We start from the raw sequence: 20,360 nt of genomic DNA, 5'->3' as shown, positions 1-20,360 counted from the left end.
CGGAAAAAGCCCCGTCCTTCCGGCGGGGCTTTTTGTTTTCGGCATTCAGGCGGTTTCGGCGGGAAGGACGATGCGGGCCTCAAAACCGTCCTGCCGGCCCGGCGCCGGAGAGGAAAGCACCAGCTCTCCGCCGGCCTGCTCCACCAGGCTCTTGACGATGGCAAGGCCAAGCCCGGTTCCGTCCGCCGTGGTCTGGCCCCTGGTAAAACGCGTCGTCAGCTTGGGTAGGAGTGCCGCATCGATTGTCGCCCCGGAATTGACGATGCGGATCGTGCCGTCCGCTTCGGCGACGACCTGCACCGGGCTTTCCGCCGGGCTGTGGATCAGCGCATTTTCGAGGAGGTTACGGACGATGATACCAAAGGCATCCGCGCCGATCCTGCAGGACAGGCCGCCTTCACAGCGATTGCTGAAGCGGATGCGGGATGAACCGATGGCCGTTCTCATCATGTCGTCGATAACCAGTTCGAGAACGGGAATGAGATCGTTTGCCGTGTCGGTGACCCCGATCCTCGCTTCCGCGCGCGACATCTGAAGCAGTTTTTCGGCCAGATGGGCGAGATGCTGCAGGGATTTTTCGATGTTTTCCACACGCGGCGCAAGTTCCGGCGGAATGTCGGCATGCAGCCGCTGCGCCTGCGCCAGCGCGCCGGCAATCGGCGTGCGCAATTCATGGGCGCTGTTGGCGGTGAATTCCCGTTCCGCCTCGATTGCCGATCTCAATCGTCCGAGCAGCAGATTGACCGAACGGGCAATGGGATGGAGTTCGCCCGGAAAGGGCTGCGTCGGCAGCGGCGCGAGATTGCCGCCGTCCTTTTTGCCGATGTCGTCGCGCAGGGTCTGTATCGGTCGCAGCGTTCTGCGCACCACGACAATGACGGCGAAAATGCTGGCGGGAATGAGGATGAGAACGGGAAGCAGCAGCGCGGTGCCCGCCTCTTCGATCGCCTCGCGGCGATTGGCGAAGGCATCGGCGACCTGCAGGAAATAATTGCCGTCCGGTGTCGCAACCGTAAAGATGCGCTGGGTCGCGGTTTCGGAAAAACCGGGTTCGAGCGAAACCTCGAAAGGCTCCGTCGAGCTGTCATGCGAATGCAGCACCACCTGTCCTTCCCGGTCGCGGACCTGATAGGTCAGATATTCCGCCCGTTCCGACGTCTGGTTGAGCTTTTGCGCGGCAGGCGCGGTATTGTTTTCCCTGAGGTCGTCCACCAGCAGCGGCAGCAGTCTTTCGGCGGTTTCCTCAACGCCGGCGTCGAAAATCTCGGCGAATTCGTCCTGCATCACCATGACGCCCAGCCCGCAGGCGAGAAGCCAGGATATGGCGACAACGCTGGTCAGCGCCGTCACGAGCTTGCGGGTCATGCTGGTCGGTCTGGCCATTTCTGCCTGCTTTTAATTCTGACTATCGGATGGTGTAGCCGACGCCGCGCACGGTTTCGACGCGGTCATGGCCGATTTTCTTGCGCAGCCGGCTGATATAGACCTCGACCGTGTTGCTTTCTATTTCCGCACCGAATTCGTAAAGCGTGTCGTGCAATTGCGCTTTCGAGACGACCGCGCCGGGATGTTCGACGAGTTTTTCCAGCACCGCCCATTCCCGGGCGCTCAGCGTCTGCGCCGTTCCATCGACCGTGATATTGCGCGCCACCTGGTTGATCTCGATGCCGGGCAGGCGGATGACGGGAGCGGAACGCCCTTCGTAACGGCGCGAGACCGCCAGCATGCGGGCCGAAAGCTCGTTGAGATCGAAAGGTTTGACCAGATAATCGTCCGCACCGGCGTTCAGCCCGGCAATCCGGTCGGAGACCTGGTCATGGGCCGTCAGAATGATCACCGGCGTTGCGTCATCGCGCTGGCGCAGGCTTTGCAGAAGGGTGATGCCCTCGCCATCCGGCAGGCGCATGTCGAGCAGGATGAGGCCGTAACCCATCGTCAGCGTCGCCGCCATGGCGTCGCCCAGCGTCTTGAACCAGTCGACAGCATGACCCGCCGCCGCGACATGGTCCCGCAGCGCTTCGCCCAGCACATGATCGTCTTCAACAAGCAGAACCCGCAAGACAGCTCCCTCTATCGCTTCGTCCTGCGTATCTCTTTCTCCGGATAAGCGTCAAGCACGGTGTTTCAGCTGTTCTGGCGCTGGGTGCAGCCGCCGAATACATCGAGCGAGGGATCGTAGACCGAAGTGGAGACATTCATCATGCCAAGGATGCTGTGGAAATAATTGTCGTGCGAGCGCCCGCCCTCCGCCGCGGTTTTTGCGAGGCAGGCTTTGTTGAGCCCCATGGATTTCGCAAAGTCGTCGTCGAACCAGACGAGAAACGGCACATGGGTCTGCTGGTCGGGCGCCAAAAGATAGGGCGCGCCATGCAGGTAGACGCCGTTCTCGCCAAGCGACTCACCGTGGTCCGACGCATAGATCATGCCCGTCGCCAGCCTGTCGGAACGGGCCTTCAGCTTGTCGATCACGGTGGAGAGGAAATGGTCGGTATAAAGAAGCGTGTTGTCGTAGGAGTTGACGATCTCCGCGTCGGAGCAGTTGCCAAGCTCGGCCGTGCGGCAATCCGGGGTGAATTTGCGGAATTCGTCGGTATAGCGCAGATAATAGGTCGGCCCGTGGCTGCCCATCTGGTGCAGCACGATGACGCTGTCTCTGGTGACGTTGTTGAGCCAGGAGTCGAGCTTGTCGAAGAAGATATCGTCGCGGCATTCCCCGCCGGTGCAGAAGCGGCTGTCATTGGTGGAGGGCAGGTCGAAATAAGGGATGCGGTCGGCCACGTTCTTGCTGCCGGTATTGTTGTCCAGCCATGTCGCGCTGATCCCGGCATGGACGAGAACATCCATGACGTTTTCATTGGCGAGCGCCTTTTTGTGGCTATATTGCGAACGCGGGAACTTCGAGAACATGCAGGGAATGGAAATCGCCGTCGCGGTGCCGCAGCTGGTCGTGTTCGGAAAATAGATCACGCCGCGTTTTGCGAGTTCGGGATTGGTATCGCGCCCATAGCCGTTCAGGGAAAAGTTCGTGGCCCGCGCCGTCTCGCCCGCAACGATGACGGTGATGCGGGGTTTGCGGACGCCGCCCAATGAAGGCAGGACCTTTGCATCCCCGCCGACCGGGCTGACCTGAATATCGACTTCCTTGCCCGCCAGCGTGAAATAATGAATGGCCGACATGATCGGCGACAATGGATTGACGCTTTTGACGATATCCTTGTGCTGGCGCACGGCGGTGGTGAAGGTTTTGGAATTGGCGAAGCTGATGATACCGGCGATGGAAAGACAGATCAGGATGCTGATCGTGTTCCACAAAAGCTTGTCGAGGATCGGGCGGTGGCGCACACGCACGGTAACGATGAGGAGGGACGGCACCAGTCCGTAAATCGCCATGTGCCAGAGAAAGCCGGGCGTGATCAGATTGCCGGCTTCCGCCTGTGTCGTCTCCATGGCGTTGCGGATCATGTCGCTGTCGATGACGATGCCGTAGCGATCCATGAACCAGGAAGCGGCGGCCGCCGCGAAGACCAGGAAGATCAAAAACGGCTTGATGAGATATTTGGCGGAAAAAATGATGATGAGGGCGCCGAGAAAGGCGGCCATGGCGGCATAAAGCGCGACAATGGCGACCGGATAGGCGGAAAGATAGGTGTGAACCTTCGACCAGAATGTCCGGTTCGTGAAAAACAGCAGATAGGCCGCCGTCAGCAGGCTGAGCGGCACGCTGCCGATTTCCGGACGATATGTTACTGTTCCCGTCGCTTTCGCGGTAAAAAGAGCCACTGTCAGATCCACCAGATTTCCAATAGGCCGGCGGCAACGGAGACGGGGCGAAAACGCCGCCGTCCAGGCTGCCGCATGGGCCGATCAATGGCGGATGCGTCATTTTGCTGACATCAACCTGAAAGCTTGTCATGAAAGTGTCACACTCCGTCGTGGCCGCTCGGTGGTGGTGTTTCAGATAGTCGAGACGATAGAGCCCTTAATTGAGGCCTACGATGCCTGTGGCGGTGGTGCGCGTTGCAAATATGCGCGTGGCCCTGACCGGCAGCAGGCTGCCTGCGGGCAGGTTCTGGAAGGTCACCGTTGCCCCGGAAAGCAGGGTCAGGCAGAGATGGCCGCCATTGCCCACATAGATGGCGCGGGTGGGGGAAGGAAGCGGGCTCGTATCGTCCGGAACGACATCGAAAGCGTGGGACGCCGGGGATTCGAGGCCGGCGGCGTGGTGTTCGTAAGTCTCAGCCATTGCTGTCTCCCGTAAATTAAAATCTGCCGCGATTATGGGGTGCGCTGCGGCTGCGGGGAAAAGCGGGACAGGAAATATCCGGACAGGATTTCGTTCCTGTTTTCGGCCGGCCCGCAAGCGCGTCATTCTTTTCGCAATCCCATGCGGTTACGCCGCCCCCGCCTGTTGCTACCGATGCGGCGCAAACGGGTGATGGCGGATTTTTCGTCCACGGGATCGACAGGCGGGCGGGTGCTGCCGCTTCAATTGCGCATATGGAGAATGAAGGCCCTGACGGCGGGAGAGGCTTCCGTTTTCCGGTGGGCGATGGCGAGGTCCGAGGTCGTGGAACTGGCGGCAAGCGGCACGTAGCGCACGCCGGGCAGCCTCAGGCAATTAAGCGAGCGCGGCACCAGCGCGACGCCAAGGCCGATGGCCACCATGCTGGCAATCGTGGTGTAGTCCCTGCCTTCCGGGGTGATCGCCGGCTGGAACCCGGCTTCATTACAGGCCTCTATCGTATTGTAGTGAAAGCCGACATCCGGCGGCTGTCGCGGGGTAATGAAGGTCTCACCGGCAAGGTTTTTCAGATCGACCTGCAGCGCAAAGGCCAGAGGATGGTTTTCAGGAAGTGCGGCCATCAGCGGTTCGCGCAGTACCACATGGGTTGTCACACCTTCCGGAACAGGCGCGGGCGGGCGGATGAAGGCGAAGTCCAGATTGCCGTCGGCAATCTTGGCCAGTTGCAGCCGCATCTCCATTTCGATCAATTGCAGCTCCACATCGGGATGGGAAGCGCGGAAACTGGCGATGGACCGGATCATCAGGCCGGAATAGGCGGCCGAGGCGACATAACCGATGGAAATGCGCCCGGTTTCGCCGCGGTCGACGCGTTTGAGCGCCGCAAGCGTCGCCTCGGCATTGGCGAGGATTTTCCGGGCATCCTCGTAGAGAAGCTGGCCGGGCGTGGTCAGCTTCACCGAGCGGCGCGTGCGGTCGAGAAGCGGCATGCCGACAATCTGTTCGAGCGCCATGATCTGCTGGCTCAAGCCCGGCTGGGCAATGCCGAGGCGGGCGGCGGCGCGCTCGAAATTGCGCTCATCCACCAGCGTGGTGAAATAGCGCAGGTGGCGCAATTCGAATGTTTCTGCCCGGCTTGCCGGTTTCCTGCCCATCGTCACGGCCTTTCCGGCAGATTTGAATAATTCCAAGCTATTATCGCTGTGAGTTTTCATAATCAATAGTTCTGAAAAAAACCGGCTGCGCTTATTGGATCGCAATCCGTCCCTTGCGTAATAAGATGACTTAAATTCTCCAGAAAAATGCCGCCTTATGGTGGCGCGGGTGATGAAGGGTCTTGGGGTGCAGGGAAAAACCAAACACATTTCCATTCTGGCTGGCGGTTGCGCCGTCGTCGCTTATGTGGCCTTTTTGGCCCCGGCTTCCGCCTTTGCGCAGGAGGCCGGTACGACGGTGCTGCAGACCATCACCGTGGAGGGCGCCAAAAATCAGGATCCCAAGGCGCCCGTGAAGGGCTATGTGGCGAAAACCAGCGCCAGCGCTACCAAGACGGGGCGATCCCTGATCGAGACGCCGCAATCCGTATCCGTCATCACCAAGGACCAGATGGATGCTCAGAACGTTCGCAATCTCAGCGAGGCGCTGAATTATGTTCCGGGTGTCGTCGCGCAGCCGTTTGGGGCGGATCCGCGTTTCGATGCGCCGCGCATTCGCGGGTTCCAGGGAAACCAGTTGCAGTTCCTGAACGGCCTGCGGCTGATGCGCACCGCCGGTGCGCCCTCCTATGAGGTTTACGGTCTGGAGCGCGTGGAAGTCATTCGCGGGCCTGCTTCCGTTCTTTTCGGCCAGGGCAATCCCGGCGGCCTCATCAATCTCATCAGCAAGCGGCCGACCTTCGAACGGTTCGGCGAAGTCGGTGTGCAGATCGGCAGCTTCGACTATTACCAGTCGATGTTCGATATTGGCGGCCCGGTGGCGGATAGCGACAGTTTCGCCTATCGCCTGACAGGCCTTGCGCGCAACGCCCATGCCCAGACGGACAACTTGCAGAACGACCGTTATTTCATCGCACCGGCGCTGACCTGGCAGCCGGACGAGGATACGAAGCTGACGGTTCTTGCCTCCTATCAGCACGACAATCCGAGTTCGCCCTCCGGCTTGCCACCGGCGCTGACCTATCTCAGACCCGGCAATATGCTGGACCGCAGCTTTTATGTCGGCGATCCGTCCTTCGATACGTCGAGCCGCAAATTCACCAATATCGGTTATGAATTCGAGCACCGTTTCGACGAGACCTTCACCTTCCGGCAGAATGCGCGTTATTCCAATTTCGACTGGTCCTACCGCGCGCTCGGCATGTCTTCGACCAGCGGCGGCATGATCGGCAATCTCATCCGCCGCAATGCGACGTTCCAGGACGAGCTGCTGAACACATTCAACATCGACAACAGCCTGCAGGCGGAGTTCTCCACGGGGCCAATCGACCACACCCTGCTTGTCGGGCTGGACTACCGTTATTTCGACAATAACGTCAAAACCGAATTCTGGGCCGCGACGCCGCTCAATCCCGTCAATCCGGTCTATGGCGGGCCGATCAGCCTCACCTCGCGCACGCTTTATGCCGATGTGAAGACGGATATTTCCCAGATCGGCCTTTATGCGCAGGACGAGATGGCTTTCGAGAACTGGCGCGTCACCGCCGGCCTGCGGCAGGACTGGGCAAGCACCAGCGGCACGACCTTCAACGGCACCACCTACCGCTCGCTCGACAAGGACGATCACAAGCTGACCGGCCGCGTCGGCGTCAGCTATCTGTTCGATGGCGGCATCGCGCCCTATGTCAGCTACGCGACCTCCTTCGAGCCGGTGCCGCAGCCGGCTGTCGGCGATGCGCCGAAACCGACCACCGGCGAACAATGGGAAGCGGGCGTCAAATACCAGCCCGAGGGTTTCGACGGTTTCTTCTCCGCCGCGATCTACGATCTGACACAGAAAAACGTCACGACGACGGTGGGCGGCGTGACGCAGCAGATGGACGAGGCGCATGTGAAAGGCCTCGAGCTTGAAGGCGTCGCAAGCCTTGCCGACGGGCTCGACCTGCGCGCGGCCTATACCTACATGGACAGCGAGGTCTCCGGCCGCGTGAATAACGGCAAGGAGCTAGACAGCACGCCCCGGCACGCCGCAAGCCTCTGGCTGGATTACACTTTCCCGGAAGATACCGCCCTTGAGGGTTTCGGCATCGGCGGCGGTGTGCGTTATGTCGGAAAACGCTATGGCGATGCCGCCAATACCTTCGAGATGAAGGGCCTCGCCCTGCTCGATCTCGGCGTGCATTACGAGAAAAACGGCTACCGCGCCTCGCTTCTGGTGCAAAACTTGACTGATAAAGAATATATTTCTAGTTGCTCCACTTTCGGATGCTATTACGGTGACGGAAGAACGGTGATGGGCAAGCTGACCTACCGTTGGTGACGCCATATCAAAGTGAAGCAGCAGGGGCATGACGCGCAAGGATCGATGGATGTCCCCCCTTTGGGGGCGGCGGGAATTTTTAGGCCTGCTCGCTGCTTCGGCTCTTGCTGGCAAGGCGCAGGCGGCGGTCACGCCACGCCTCGCCGCCATCGACTGGGCCATGCTGGAAACCGCCGTTGCGCTCGGCGTCATGCCGGTGGCGGCGACCGAGCTCATCCAGTTCCGGGTGGATGCGGTCGAGCCGGAAATCCCTGCAACCGTCGCCGATCTCGGCCTGCGCGGTGCGCCGAATTTCGAGCTTCTGCAACTGAGCCGGCCCGATCTCATTCTGATTTCGCCCTTCTACACCCGTTATACCGGCAGGCTGGAAGCGATTGCTCCGGTCTTCTCGCTGCCCTTTTACGTGAAGGGCGAACCGCCTTTCGCAAAGGCGCTGGCGGCGGTCTCCGCCCTTGGCGAAAAGCTCGGCAGGGCAGACGAGGCGCGCAGGGTGCTGGGCGAAACGGAAGCGGCGCTGCAAGCCATGCGGAGCCGCCTTGCCGGTTTTGCGGCGCGGCCGACCTATGTGATCAATATCGGCGACGCCCGGCATTTTCGCGCTTTCGGTGCAGATAGCATGTTCGGGGATGTTCTTGGCCGACTGGGGCTCGCCAATGCCTGGGTGGATCGTTCGCAATTCACCTTCGCGGCCCCGGTGCCGCTTGAAAACCTCGCCGCGTCGCCCGATGCGCGCATCGTCATCGTCTCCGATATTCCGGTCGAGGCGCGGGAAACCCTGCGCAGCAGCGCCATATGGCGCGCGCTGCCTGCCGTGCGGGAAAACCGGGTGGTCACGCTCGGCAATGTCGGTCCCTATGGCGGCATCACCGCCGGCATGCGCTTTGCGCGGCTTCTGAGCGAAGCGCTCTCGGCGCAGGGAGAAGCCCTGTGACGGCGCGGCCTCTCCAGCTTTTCTTCGGGCTGCTGTTCGTTCTGGCCTGCGGGCTTTCCCTGCATGCCGGGCTGTTGCGGCTGCCTTTCGGTGCATGGCCCGGCCTGCCGTTCGATGCCGCCACCATGTCGATGGATCAGGTGATTTTCGCCTTCAGCCTGATGCCGCGCGTGGCGGTCGCCATTCTGGCGGGGGCGATGCTCGGCCTGTCGGGTGCGTTGTTCCAGCAATTGCTGCGCAATCCGATTGCGGATCCTTCGACGCTCGGCATCTCGGCCGGCGCGCAACTGGCCATTGTCATCGCCACGCTGTTCTTTCCCTCGGTGCTGGATGGCAACCGCGCCTTGGTGGCGCTCGCTGGCGCGGCCGGTGCGGCCGGCATCGTGTTTCTTCTTGGCTGGCGACGCTCCTTCGAACCGGTGACCATGGTGGTGTCGGGGCTGCTGGTCGGCATCACCGCCGCGTCCGTTTCCGCCGCGCTGACGCTGGCACAGGGCGAATATCTGATGTCGCTGGTCGTCTGGAACGGCGGCTCGCTCAGCCAGCAGGACTGGTCGAACGCCTTGTCTCTCGCGTTTCAGCTTGTTGCCGGGCTCGTTCTGACCGGCCTGCTGATTAAGCCGCTGACGGTCCTCGGTCTCGGCGATGCCGGTGCGCGATCGCTCGGCGTCTCGCTGTTTTCGATCAGGCTGGCGGTCGCCGCCGTCGCAGTCATGCTGGCCGCCTTCGTTGCTTCGGCGGTCGGTCTCGTCAGCTTCATCGGCCTTGCAGCACCTGCGCTCACCCGGGCGCTCGGTGTGCGGCGTTCGTCTTCGGTGCTCCTGGTTTCCCCGCTTCTGGGCGGTCTGCTGCTGTGGTTCTGCGACGGTCTCGTGCAGCTTCTGGCAAGCACGACGGCCGAAGTTTTCCCGACCGGCGCGGTAACGGCCCTGATCGGCGGCCCGCTGCTTTTGTGGCTGCTGCCGAAAATCCGGCCGACCGATGTGCATCGCGGTGAAGGCGTCGAGCTGGCGACAAGACGCCGGCTTACGGCCCTGCTGCCGGTACTGGCCGTCATGGCGGGGCTGGTTTTTGCAGTGCTCGCCATCGGCAAGGGGCCCGATGGCTGGACGGTGCTGAAGGCTGACGATCTGCAAAGCCTGCTGCCGTTCCGCTGGCCGCGGCTGGTGGCGGCCGTGGCCGCAGGCGGTCTTCTGGCCATGGCGGGAGCGCTTCTCCAGCGGCTTACCGGCAATCCCATGGCAAGCCCGGAAGTAATCGGCGTCAGCGGCGGTGCAGGTCTCGGTTTTGCCGCCGCCATCACGATTTTTCCGGCCGCCGGTCTTTTCGAACTGTTTTGCGGCGCCGGCATCGGCTCTGCGGCCGTCATGATCCTCGTCCTGCTGTTTTCCATGCGCCGGCACCTCGCGCCGGAAAAAATCCTGCTCGCGGGCATTGCCATCAGTTCGCTCTGCTCGGCCGTTCTCTCGGCGCTGCTTGCGATTGGCGACCAGCGGGCATGGCAGATCCTCGCCTGGCTCAGCGGCTCGGGTTCGACGGCGACGCCGGCTTCGGCGATCTTTCTCGCCATTCTTTCCACCGTGCTGCTGGCGGGCGCGCTATCGGTCACGCGCTGGCTGACGATCTTGCCGCTCGGACGCGATGTGCCGCTCTCCCTCGGACTGCCGCTCGGCGCGGCGCGCATCGCCGTCATCGCGGTGGCGGGCATTGCCACCGGGGCTGCCTCGCTGCTCGTCGGTCCATTGAGTTTCGTCGGATTGATGGCGCCGCATATTGCGCTTCGCGCCGGTTTCACCACGCCGCGCGACCATCTCTTCGCCTCCTTCCTGTTCGGCGCGGTGCTGATGGCGCTTTCCGATCTTGGCGCACGGACAGTCACCTTTCCTTATGAGCTGCCGCTCGGGCTTTTTGCGGCGCTCGCAGGCGCGCCCTATCTGATCTGGCTTTCAGGCAGGCGATGATGAATTTTTTGAACGATGTACGGAGATGAGAACCATGGGTCAGGCAGCACTTGCCGTCGATTATGACGATATTCCGCTTTTTTCTCTCGACGGCGTGACGATGGAAGTGCCGGGCAGGACATTGCTGCAGCCGCTGACGGCCAGTTTTGCGACCGGCAAGACCATCGGTCTGATCGGTCATAACGGTTCGGGAAAATCCACGCTGCTCAAGATTCTCGCGCGGATTCAGGAGCCGACGGCGGGCAGGGTCTCATTCGAGGGTAAGGCGCTCGGCGCCTGGGGCAATCGGGAATTTGCGCGAAAGCTTGCCTATCTGCCGCAATATACGCCGGCCGCTTCCGGCATGCTGGCCAAGGAACTGGTGGCGCTCGGCCGTTATCCCTGGCACGGCGCGCTTGGGCAGTTCACCAAAGCCGATCAGGAGAAAGTGGACGAAGCCATCGAACTCACCGACACCGTCGCCTTCCGCGACCGGCTGGTGGATACGCTTTCGGGCGGTGAGCGCCAGCGCGTGTGGCTCGCCATGCTGGTGGCCCAGAATGCCGAAAGCCTGCTTCTCGACGAACCCATCTCCGCACTCGACATGGCACACCAGATCGAGGTGCTTTCGCTGGTGCAGAGACTGTCGCGCGAAAAGGGTCTCGGCGTCATCGTCGTGCTGCACGACGTCAACATGGCGGCGCGCTTCTGCGATGAGATCGTCGCGCTTCATTCCGGCCAGCTTATCGCGCGGGGAACGCCGCAGGAGATCATGACGCCGGAGACGCTGCAGCGCATCTATGGCGTTCGCATGGATGTCATGACCCATGCCGCCACCGGCTTTCCCGTCGCCCTGCCGCTTTGAGGTTGTTGCAGCAAAACAACGGCCGGCAACGCTGGCTGTCGATGGCGATTCCGCACGCATTTCCCGCCCTAACAATGTCTTAATGGCGTCCTACCGCCATCAGACATTGTTAACCGTTCCGCTTTCATCGCCTCCAATTAAGTTGTTTTGGATCGATTTCAGGGAACAAACGTTAACAGTGCGGAATTCAATATCCGGAGAGGGCAAGAAGGGCTGCTGCGGGTAGGAATAAAACAGGAGAAAATCAGATGAAAAAGGCTGTTGCCGTAACTTTTGCCGCATTGACGATGGGCCTCGGCGGAACCGCATCCGTCCTCGCTGCCGACCTTGCAAGATATGAGCCGGCTCCGCAGGAGCAGGACGATCGCAACGGCGTCAAGATCGGTTACCTCACCTGCGATATCGGCGGCGGCGTCGGTTACGTTCTCGGCTCGGCCAAGGAACTGGATTGCACCTTCCAGTCCACCATGGGCGCCCGTCGCACCGACCATTACACCGGCGCCATCCGCAAGATGGGTGTCGACCTCGGCTTCACCACGCAGGGCCGTCTGGTCTGGGCCGTTTTCGCCCCGACCGCCGGTTACCACCGCGGTTCGCTCGGCGGCCTTTATCAGGGCGCAACGGCTGAAGTCACCGTCGGTCTCGGCGTCGGCACCAACGTTCTCGTTGGCGGCACGTCCGGTTCCATCCAGCTGCAGACGGTCAGCGTGACGGGTCAGGTTGGTCTCAACCTTGCCGCCACCGGCACCTCCGTGACGCTCACGGCCATGAACTGATCGGCAAAGTGCCCGGCCCCGGCCGGGCATTCTGTCGCATCTCAAAACACGCCCTCTTCGTTGTCAGACGGAGAGGGCGTTGTATTATCCGGGCCATGATTTCCACATTCAAACGTGTCGCGGCAGTGACCGCCTGTTCTTTCCTTTTGGCGACAGCCGCTTTTGCCGAGGGCGATGCGGCCCATGGGGAGAAGGTCTTCAGCCGCTGTTCCACCTGTCACAGCATCGACACGCCACGCACCCGCATGGGGCCGCATCTGATGGGTGTCGTCGGCAGGCCGATGGCTTCCGTGACCGATTACGGCCACTATTCGCAGGCGCTGAAAGATGCCGGCGCGGCTGGCCGGGTGTGGTCGGAAGAGGAACTGCAAAAATTCATCGCCAGCCCGAAGAAGGCGATACCGGGAAATGCGATGCGCTTTTTCGGGCTGTGGAGCGAGACGGATATTGCGGATCTGATCGCCTATCTGAAAACGCATCCCATGCCGCAATAGCGGTCAGAGCGGCGCTTCAGCGATAATCTCTTCCGCCTCTTCGAAGGTCATCTCCATCACCTTCGAGCCGATCTCGAAGCCGAAGCCGTTGCGGGCGAAAGCGGAGAATTCCTTGGCCTTGCGCTTCTCGTCCAGTTCGGCACGGCGAAACGGCCCGAAGGCGCGCTTGCGGGCGAAGATGACGGCCGCGACGAGATCGTTTGTTTCCTGAAGCGCGACGGCTGCCGTTTCCCGGGCGATACCCTTGATCTGAAGTTTCTGCGCGAGCCCGCGTTTCGACTTGCCGCTTCGCTGGCCGCTCCGCACGGTAATTTCCGCGAAAGCCGTGTCGTCGAGCGCCTTGATGCCATAAGCGAAGGTTACGGCAAATTCGCCGAGCGCCCTGATCTGCGCCGGGCTGATATCCTCGAATTTTTCCCGCGCCTTGCGCATGATGGCGTCACGCAGCTGCTTTTCCGTCATCATGCGCTGTTCCAGCCGGTAAAGAGCGGAATTGCGCGCCCAGGAAAGCATCCGGCTGGTGGGTTCAATCGCCGGCGCGTCGCCGTCCTCGGCCATGTCGTCGGTCAGGAAGGGGCTGGAATCGTCGTTCATTCCGCTTTTATAGCGCGGTGAATCCGTCTTGCCAGTTCCTTCCCTGCCCGTTTCCTCCGGTTTTTCAGTAGCTCAGGGCGTTTGCGCGCTGGTTGCGGCGACATAGACCGAATAAAGCGATTTCGTCGCGGTGATGAACAGGCGGTTCTTTTTCGGGCCGCCGAAGGTGAGGTTCGCGACCGTCTGCGGCACCCTGATCTTGCCGAGGAGCGTACCTTCGGGTGAAAAGCAGTGAACGCCATCGCCGGCGCTGGTCCACAGGTTGCCGGCCGTATCCAGGCGGAAACCGTCCGGCAGGCCATTGTCGAGGTTGCAGAATTCTCGGCCGTTGGTGAGCTTCACGCCATCCACCACGTCGAAGACGCGGATATGGCGCGGGCGGGAGACATCGTGGCTGTAGGAACTGTCCGCGACGTAGAGCTTCGTCTCATCAGGCGAAAACGCAAGGCCGTTCGGCTGCATGAAGTCGTCGATAGCGACCGTTACCTCTCCTGTTGCGGGATCGAGCCGATAGACATTGCGCGTCTTCTGTTCGGGTTCCGCCTTGTAGCCCTCGTAATCGGAAAGAATCCCGTAGGTCGGGTCAGTGAACCAGACGCTGCCATCGGATTTGACCACCACGTCATTGGGCGAGTTCAGCCGCTTGCCGCCGTAGCTGTCGGCAAGAACCGTGATCGACCCGTCGACTTCGGTGCGGGTGACGCGGCGGCCGCCATGCTCGCAGGAAACGAGCCGCCCCTGCCGGTCGCGCGTGTTGCCGTTGGTGAAATTGGAGGGTTGGCGGAATACCGAGATCCCGCCGTCCGGCACCCAGCGTAACATGCGCTCATTCGGAATATCGCTGAACAGCAGGCAGTTCAGATCGGCAAACCACACCGGGCCTTCGGCCCAGCGGCAGCCGGAATAGAGCTCTTCCAGCTCGGCATTGCCGACGATCAGATGGCGAAAGCGGTCATCGTGGATTTCGTAAGGGGAGGTCTTGTCTGTGGTCATGATCGTGATCCGCTTGGGGGCTTGTCGTTATGGGTTCAGCGCGTGGCTTTGGGGCCGCTTGCCAGAAGAATGACGGAGATGATGATGAGGCCGGTGAGGATGAGGCGGATGCCGGCGCCGAAACCATAGGTGTTCAGCATCGATACCACCAGGAACATGAAGAGCGAAGCGCCCCAGATGCCGGGAACATTGGAATCGCCGCCCGCCACCGCCGTGCCGCCGATGACGACGACGGCGATGGACATCAGCAGATATTCCGAGCCCATATTGAGCGCAGCACCGCCGGAGAAGCTGGCGAGCAGATAACCGGCAATCGCCGCCAGCACCGCGCAGAGCACATAGGTGACGAAACGTGCGCCGTCCACGGGAATGCCGGTCATGCGGGCGGCGAAGGTGCTCTGGCCGATGGCGGAAATCCAGCGCCCGTAAAACGAGCGGTCGAGCAGCAGCCAGGCGATGACCGAGAGCAGCAGGGCCACGAGGGCGACATTCGGAATGCCGAGAGAGCTTGATGTCGCGAATGTGGCCAATGTTTCCGGCGGCTTGATGCGCAGGCCGCGGTTCGACCAGATGGCGATGGATTGCACGATGAAGCTCATGGAGAGCGTCGCGATGATCGGCGGGATACGCAGGAGCTTGATCAGCGCATAATTGCCGATGCCGATGGCGATGCCGATCAGAATGGCGATCAGCAGTCCGGGCAGGATGAGACCGTCGGACACATCCATGAATTTCAAGGCCAGCGTGCCTGACAGCGTCATCGTGGCGGGCACGCAGAGGTCGATATTGCCCGGTCCGAGCGTGATGACGAACATCTGGCCGATGCCGACGATGACCGAAAAGGCTGCGAAGGTGAGTGCGGCGTGCGACAGGCCGAAGGAGCTCGCGCCGCCGGTGAAGAGCACGGTGACGATCCAGACGACTGCCGTTGCGGCAAAAGACCAAATCCATGGTTTTCTGGTGAGGGAAGAGAGCCCGTTCATTGGTTTTTCTCCCGCTTTTCAAGACGGTTGAGCAGGATGCGCAGCGCCAGCACGATGATGAGGATCGCCCCCTGCGCGCCGATCTGCCAGTCCGGCGAAATGCGCATGAAGGAGAGGAACGAACCGGCGAGCGTCAGCGTCAGCGCGCCGATGACCGCACCGATGGGCGATACCCTTCCGCCGACGAATTCGCCGCCGCCGAGAATGACGCCGGCAATCGAGAGCAGCGTGTAACGCAGCGCGATGTTGGCGTCGGCCGATGTCGTCAGCCCGACAAGGGCGATACCGGACAGCACCGCGAAGAAACCGGCCAGCGCAAAGGTGGCGGCGCGAATGCCGACGACCGACCAGCCGGAGCGCTCGACCGAGCGGAAATTGCCGCCGACGCCGCGCATCAGCACACCGAAGGAAGAGCGCATGACGATGTAATGGGCGACGACCGCGATCAGGATGCTGGCGACGATGGCGATCGGCACGAAAGGCGGTTTTGCCGTCATCAGCGCCCGGATGAAGGCGGGGGCCTGGCCGCCTGGCGAGGGCAGAATGAGGACGGCGAGGCCGCCCCAGACGAAGCTCATGCCGAGCGTGACCACGATGGAGGGCAGGGCGCGGATATGGATGATGGCGCCCAGCAATGCATAGACCGCAATCGCACCGGCAAAGATCGCAATTCCGAGGATCGGCGTGGTTTGCAGGAAAGTGGCGGTCACACAGGCGCAAAAACTGACGAAGGTGCCCATCGACAGATCGAGATCGTTGACCGACATGATCAGCATCTGCGCAATGGTGGCGAGCGCAATCGGCACCGCCAGATTGAACAGCAGGTTCATGCCGGTATAGCTCATGGCGCGCGGCTGCATGTAGAAGACGGCGGCGAGCAGGAAGGCGAGCGAGGCGGCGGGAATGATGAGGCGGAGCGCGTTTGCCGAGAGTTTCATGCGTGGTCTTCTCCGGCAAAGGAGGCCGCCAGCACATTCTGCTCGGTAATATCGTCGCCGACGAGTTCCGCCTGGATGGCGCCGTCGCGGAACACATAGACCCGGTCGCAGAGACGGATTTCATCCATTTCGGTGGAGTACCAGATGAAGGTGCGGCCGTGGGAAGCTTCGGTTCTCAAGATGTCATAGACCTCCTGTTTGGTGCCGATATCGACGCCGCGCATCGGGTCGTCCATCAAGACGGTGCTGGCGGTGGTGGCGAGCGCGCGGGCGAAAAGCACCTTCTGCTGGTTGCCGCCGGAAAGGGAGAGGATCTTGTTGCCCATGTCGGGCGTGCGGATTTCTATGCGCTTTTTCCATTGCGCCCCAAGCTCGGTTTCCTTGGCTCTGTCCACCATGCCTGCGGCTGAAATATCCCTGAGCGAGGCGATGGACAGGTTTTTGAGGATGCTCCACAGCGGAAAAGTGCCGTTCAGGCTGCGGTCGCCCGCCACGAAGGCGAGATCCGTCTTGCGCGCGGGCAGCCAGCTATTGTTGCGGGCAAGGTAAAGATCGAGAAGCGCTTCGGTCTGGCCATGGCCGCCGAGACCGGCAAGGCCGACGATCTCGCCGCGAAAGGCCTCGAAGGCAAGGCCTTCGCCCCGGCGTGCCGGCATGGAAAGCACCTTCTCGCCTGCCTTGCGGCTTTCACCCCGTCGCCTGTCCTGTTCCTTGACGACGCTGCCCATGGCTTCGACCAGCGAGCGGGTGGTGAAGTCGGCGGCCTTCCGGTCGGCCACCACCCGGCCATCCTTCATTACCACGATACGGGTGGCCGTCGAAAGAATTTCGCCGAGAATATGCGAGATCAGCAGAACCGAGCCGCCCTCACGCACGAAACGGCGGACATAATCCATCAGCTGCTCGGCAAGACCGGCATCAAGCGAGGACGTAGGCTCATCGAGGATCACCAGTCTCGGTGCGTGCGGTATGCGGCAGAAATTGATGGCGATTTCCACCATCTGCCGTTCGGCGATGGAAAGTTCGGCGATGGTCAGCTCGCAATCGATGCCGTGGCCGGGAAAAATTTCGTCGAGCGTCTGCCGGATCGTCGTCAGCGCCCGGCCGCGCCAGTTTCGCCCACCCGTGGCGGCATGCATGATGCGGACATTTTCGCTGATCGTCAGGTTCGGGCAAAGCGACAGTTCCTGAAACACGCAGCGAACGCCGTTCGCGCGCGCGGCGGCAATGCCGTGGCGGTTTTCGTTGCCGCCATAGGAAACGGAACCCTCATGCGGCGTCAGCCCGCCATTGATGACGTTGACGATGGTGGATTTTCCCGCGCCGTTATGGCCGACGAGCCCGAGGCATTCCCCCGTGCGGATGACGAGATCGGCCCCATCCAGCGCTCTTACCGCGCCGAACACGACCTTCACGCCGCGCGCAGCGACGACTTCTTCCGCCTCGATGATGTCATTCATGAGCAACTACGCCAGTGATGTGAAAAAGTGATGTGAAAATCGGATAACGTGTGACTATTGCGGCGCCCGTTCCGGGAGCGCCGCAATAGTCAGGCTCTGGGCCGATCCGGCCTATTTGGCCGATGCGATGGCCTTCTGGGCGTCTTCCTGCGAATATTCCACATTCGCCACGCCGCCCTTCTGGGTCGTCTTCAGGTTTTCCTCGAGATTGGCCTGGTCGATGCGCAGGAAGGGCACGGTCAGGTCCTTCTTCACATCCTTGCCGTCGAGGATTTGCTGGGCCACCCAGAAAGCGAGCGTCGAGACGCCGGGCGCGATGGAGACGGACATGGTCTCGTAACCGCTTGCGTCCTTCTGCTGTTTCCACCATTGCAGCTCGTCTTCACGGTTGCCCATGACGATGGTGGGTGTCGGGCGCTTGGCGGCGGCGAAAGCCTGTGCCGCGCCATAACCGTCGCCGCCCTGCGTCACGACAGCCGCGACGTCTGGAAGGCTCGGCAGAATGCCGGCGACGGCGCGCTGCGCCACATCCTGCGCCCAGTCGCCATTGACCGAACCGACGATCTTGAACTGCGGGTTCTTGGCGACACCGGCGGCGATGCCGGCGTGGATTTCATCATCCACTGAAACGCCCGCGAGGCCACGGATTTCAAGCAGGTTGCCGCCCTTCGGCATGGCCTTGGCGAGATAGTCGATCTGGCTTTCGCCCATCGCCTTGAAATCGACGGCGATGCGCCATGCGCAGGGCTCGGTGACGATGCCGTCGAAAGATACGACCGTGATGCCGGCATCGCAGGCTTCCTTCACCGCGCCGTTAAGCGCGGTCGGCGAAGCGGCATTGATGACGATGGCGTCGTAACCCTGAAGAATGAGGTTCTGGATCTGCGCGGCCTGTTCGGTCGCCTGGTTTTCGGCTGTGGTGAAGGCGTCAGCGGCGGCGACCTGCTTGTCGGCAACCGCCTGCTTGGTGATCTTGTCCCAACTCGTCAGCATCGCCTGACGCCAGGAATTACCGGCATAATTGTTTGAAAGCGCGATTTTTTTGGCCGACGTATCGGCATGAGCGGTGATCGGCAAAGCTGCGCATGCGACAGCGGCCGATGCCAGAAGCATCTTCCTGAAAGCCATTTGATTTCCTCCCTCGTGGCTTGCCCTTTTCGAGCCCGGAATTCTCGCACGCCGCAAATCTCCTCGGCGGCAGGTGGAATTCCTTTGCACTGGAGCTCCTTTCCCCAGTAGAAGCGAGAATGACCAAGAAGATTTGGCTTGTATAGGCGGATCGCGGCAATCTTCCTGCGGGTTTCCGCAGAAAGCATGCGGGAACCCGCAGGACGAAACGCCACTGCCGGGCGCAGAATGAATGATGCGGCGCCCAAGGGATTGAATCTTCGCCGCAATGGTCGAAGGCAGGCGCTTGGGAGGGCGTCCGCACATGCTGGATACGCCGAAAAGCGCTCTTTTTCATCATTATATGGGCATTTCGCGGCTGCTTGCCGGGCAGCTCGAATTTAATGCCATCATCCAGGCGGTCGCCACCGAGATCAGCCACATCATCCCGCATGACCATATGGATGTCTGCATCAAGCAGCTGGATGACAAATATCACATCGCCTATGAGAGCGGCCTCGTCAGCGCCTGGAGCCGGCAGCCGCCCGCCCTTTTGACGGGTAGCCCGATCCGTTCGCTGTTGTCTGGCGAGGTGGAATACCTCTTGAGCGGCGACGCCTGCGTCGATCCGCGCTTTCATTTCGAAGGGTCGTTTTCAAGCCCGATCATCGAACTCAACCTGCATAGCCGGCTTCATGTGCCGATGAAGGTGCATGGCGACATTATCGGCGCGCTGAGTTGCTCCTCCCACCAGTCGGACGCCTATACGATGGAGGATGTGGCGAATGCCCGCGCGGTCGCGGATTTGCTGGCGCCCTATTTCTACGCCATCCGCGCCGCCGAGCAGGCCAAACGCTCTGCCATCGAGGAGGCGCGCGCCAATGCCCGCGAGGAGGGCCTGCGTTTAGGCGCGTTGCAATTGACCGAGGCGCTGGAGGCCGAACGGCAGCGCATCGGCATGGATCTGCACGACCAGACGCTGGCGGACCTGACGCGGCTGGCGCGGCGCATCGAGCGCATGAGCCATTCCCCTGACCTGTCAGGCGAGATGCTGGAGCCGGTGGTGCGCAGCCTGCAGCACTGCATGCAGGATTTGCGCGAGATCATCGAGGAGGCGAAACCCTCGATCCTGCAATTGTTCGGCGTTGTTGAGGCCATCGAGACCTATGTGGACCGTTCCGTGCGCGATAGCGGATCGGCAATCGACTGGTCGGTGACGGATGAGACGGACGGGCTGGTGGAAAGGCTAGACAAGACGGTGGCGATCTCGCTGTTCCGCATCGTGCAGGAGGCGGTGAACAATGCCATTCGCCACGCCCAGCCCGAAGCGATTGCCGTGAAACTGACCGCAATCGACGGCGGCTTGCGGGTGACGGTCAGCGACGATGGCAGCGGCGGTGGCGAAGGCGGGGCGTCCGGCGGCCTCGGCATCGGCAATATGAAGACGCGGGCGCGGCTGATTTCAGCCAGATTCGATATTGGCGGCAATGGCACGGGAGCGGGAACCCGCATCACCGTAACCTTGCCGGCAGGCGCTTTCGACCGGCGGGAGGAGTTGTGAC

At 61.6% G+C, this 20,360-nt stretch carries 18 protein-coding genes; 7 read left to right on the top strand and 11 right to left on the bottom strand.

Annotation, left to right across the window (positions count from 1 at the left end):
- Nucleotides 1–45: 45 nt before the first annotated feature.
- The 5 genes from ACQZ60_RS23480 to ACQZ60_RS23460 form a co-directional block, all read right to left on the bottom strand.
- Nucleotides 46–1,383: a sensor histidine kinase gene (locus tag ACQZ60_RS23480; RefSeq protein WP_174058388.1), complete on the bottom strand. Its 1,338-nt coding sequence runs from the start codon at nucleotides 1,381–1,383 to the stop codon at nucleotides 46–48.
- A gap of 22 nt (nucleotides 1,384–1,405) precedes the next feature.
- Entirely contained in the window at nucleotides 1,406–2,059 is a 654-nt protein-coding gene (locus tag ACQZ60_RS23475) for a response regulator transcription factor (protein ID WP_020010073.1), read from the bottom strand.
- Nucleotides 2,060–2,124: 65 nt separating this feature from the next.
- The gene (locus tag ACQZ60_RS23470; protein ID WP_448736235.1) at nucleotides 2,125–3,792 is read right to left on the bottom strand and encodes a phosphoethanolamine transferase; all 1,668 of its coding nucleotides are present in this window, start codon (nucleotides 3,790–3,792) and stop codon (nucleotides 2,125–2,127) included.
- 187 nt (nucleotides 3,793–3,979) lie between these two features.
- The gene (locus tag ACQZ60_RS23465; RefSeq protein WP_059755951.1) at nucleotides 3,980–4,243 is read right to left on the bottom strand and encodes a spike base protein, RCAP_Rcc01079 family; all 264 of its coding nucleotides are present in this window, start codon (nucleotides 4,241–4,243) and stop codon (nucleotides 3,980–3,982) included.
- Nucleotides 4,244–4,485: 242 nt separating this feature from the next.
- Entirely contained in the window at nucleotides 4,486–5,397 is a 912-nt protein-coding gene (locus ACQZ60_RS23460) for a LysR family transcriptional regulator (protein WP_059756184.1), read from the bottom strand.
- Nucleotides 5,398–5,554: 157 nt separating this feature from the next.
- Between ACQZ60_RS23460 and ACQZ60_RS23455 the strand changes: the two genes are divergently transcribed.
- The 6 genes from ACQZ60_RS23455 to ACQZ60_RS23430 all read left to right on the top strand — a co-directional run bounded on the left by ACQZ60_RS23455 (nucleotide 5,555) and on the right by ACQZ60_RS23430 (nucleotide 12,723).
- Nucleotides 5,555–7,717, top strand: coding sequence for a TonB-dependent siderophore receptor (locus tag ACQZ60_RS23455; protein WP_448736234.1), 2,163 nt, complete (start codon nucleotides 5,555–5,557; stop codon nucleotides 7,715–7,717).
- A 28-nt stretch (nucleotides 7,718–7,745) separates the two neighbouring features.
- Nucleotides 7,746–8,648 (top strand): iron-siderophore ABC transporter substrate-binding protein, encoded by a 903-nt coding sequence (locus ACQZ60_RS23450; protein WP_448736233.1) that lies wholly within the window; start codon nucleotides 7,746–7,748, stop codon nucleotides 8,646–8,648.
- Nucleotides 8,645–10,609 carry a Fe(3+)-hydroxamate ABC transporter permease FhuB gene (fhuB, locus tag ACQZ60_RS23445; RefSeq protein ID WP_020809225.1) on the top strand — a complete coding sequence of 655 codons (1,965 nt, stop codon included), beginning with the start codon at nucleotides 8,645–8,647 and terminating at the stop codon, nucleotides 10,607–10,609. Before ACQZ60_RS23450 ends, fhuB begins: the two co-directional genes overlap by 4 nt.
- Before the next feature lie 34 nt (nucleotides 10,610–10,643).
- On the top strand, nucleotides 10,644–11,453 hold the full coding sequence (locus ACQZ60_RS23440) for an ATP-binding cassette domain-containing protein (RefSeq protein ID WP_035263594.1): 810 nt from the start codon (nucleotides 10,644–10,646) through the stop codon (nucleotides 11,451–11,453).
- A gap of 248 nt (nucleotides 11,454–11,701) precedes the next feature.
- The gene (locus ACQZ60_RS23435; protein ID WP_035263596.1) at nucleotides 11,702–12,229 is read left to right on the top strand and encodes a DUF992 domain-containing protein; all 528 of its coding nucleotides are present in this window, start codon (nucleotides 11,702–11,704) and stop codon (nucleotides 12,227–12,229) included.
- 95 nt (nucleotides 12,230–12,324) lie between these two features.
- Complete coding sequence (locus ACQZ60_RS23430; protein ID WP_448736232.1) at nucleotides 12,325–12,723, top strand: c-type cytochrome; 399 nt, start codon at nucleotides 12,325–12,327, stop codon at nucleotides 12,721–12,723.
- Nucleotides 12,724–12,726: 3 nt separating this feature from the next.
- On the opposite strand, the gene recX is transcribed toward ACQZ60_RS23430, so the two are convergent.
- The 6 genes from recX to ACQZ60_RS23400 form a co-directional block, all read right to left on the bottom strand.
- Nucleotides 12,727–13,317 carry a recombination regulator RecX gene (recX, locus tag ACQZ60_RS23425; protein ID WP_448736231.1) on the bottom strand — a complete coding sequence of 197 codons (591 nt, stop codon included), beginning with the start codon at nucleotides 13,315–13,317 and terminating at the stop codon, nucleotides 12,727–12,729.
- Between the two features lie 72 nt (nucleotides 13,318–13,389).
- On the bottom strand, nucleotides 13,390–14,310 hold the full coding sequence (locus tag ACQZ60_RS23420; RefSeq protein ID WP_448736230.1) for an SMP-30/gluconolactonase/LRE family protein: 921 nt from the start codon (nucleotides 14,308–14,310) through the stop codon (nucleotides 13,390–13,392).
- A gap of 35 nt (nucleotides 14,311–14,345) precedes the next feature.
- Nucleotides 14,346–15,293 carry an ABC transporter permease gene (locus tag ACQZ60_RS23415; RefSeq protein WP_059755932.1) on the bottom strand — a complete coding sequence of 316 codons (948 nt, stop codon included), beginning with the start codon at nucleotides 15,291–15,293 and terminating at the stop codon, nucleotides 14,346–14,348.
- The gene (locus ACQZ60_RS23410; protein ID WP_080838912.1) at nucleotides 15,290–16,231 is read right to left on the bottom strand and encodes an ABC transporter permease; all 942 of its coding nucleotides are present in this window, start codon (nucleotides 16,229–16,231) and stop codon (nucleotides 15,290–15,292) included. Before ACQZ60_RS23410 ends, ACQZ60_RS23415 begins: the two co-directional genes overlap by 4 nt.
- Nucleotides 16,228–17,691: an ATP-binding cassette domain-containing protein gene (locus ACQZ60_RS23405; protein WP_448736229.1), complete on the bottom strand. Its 1,464-nt coding sequence runs from the start codon at nucleotides 17,689–17,691 to the stop codon at nucleotides 16,228–16,230. Before ACQZ60_RS23405 ends, ACQZ60_RS23410 begins: the two co-directional genes overlap by 4 nt.
- Before the next feature lie 111 nt (nucleotides 17,692–17,802).
- Nucleotides 17,803–18,819, bottom strand: coding sequence for a substrate-binding domain-containing protein (locus ACQZ60_RS23400; protein WP_448736228.1), 1,017 nt, complete (start codon nucleotides 18,817–18,819; stop codon nucleotides 17,803–17,805).
- A 304-nt stretch (nucleotides 18,820–19,123) separates the two neighbouring features.
- Between ACQZ60_RS23400 and ACQZ60_RS23395 the strand changes: the two genes are divergently transcribed.
- Nucleotides 19,124–20,359 carry a GAF domain-containing sensor histidine kinase gene (locus tag ACQZ60_RS23395; protein ID WP_448736227.1) on the top strand — a complete coding sequence of 412 codons (1,236 nt, stop codon included), beginning with the start codon at nucleotides 19,124–19,126 and terminating at the stop codon, nucleotides 20,357–20,359.
- Nucleotide 20,360 lies beyond the last annotated feature (1 nt).

Source organism: Agrobacterium sp. 22-223-1, from assembly GCF_053522385.1.
The sequence above is the reverse complement of the archived record's forward strand: the minus strand, read 5'-3'. Positions and strand labels throughout refer to the sequence as shown.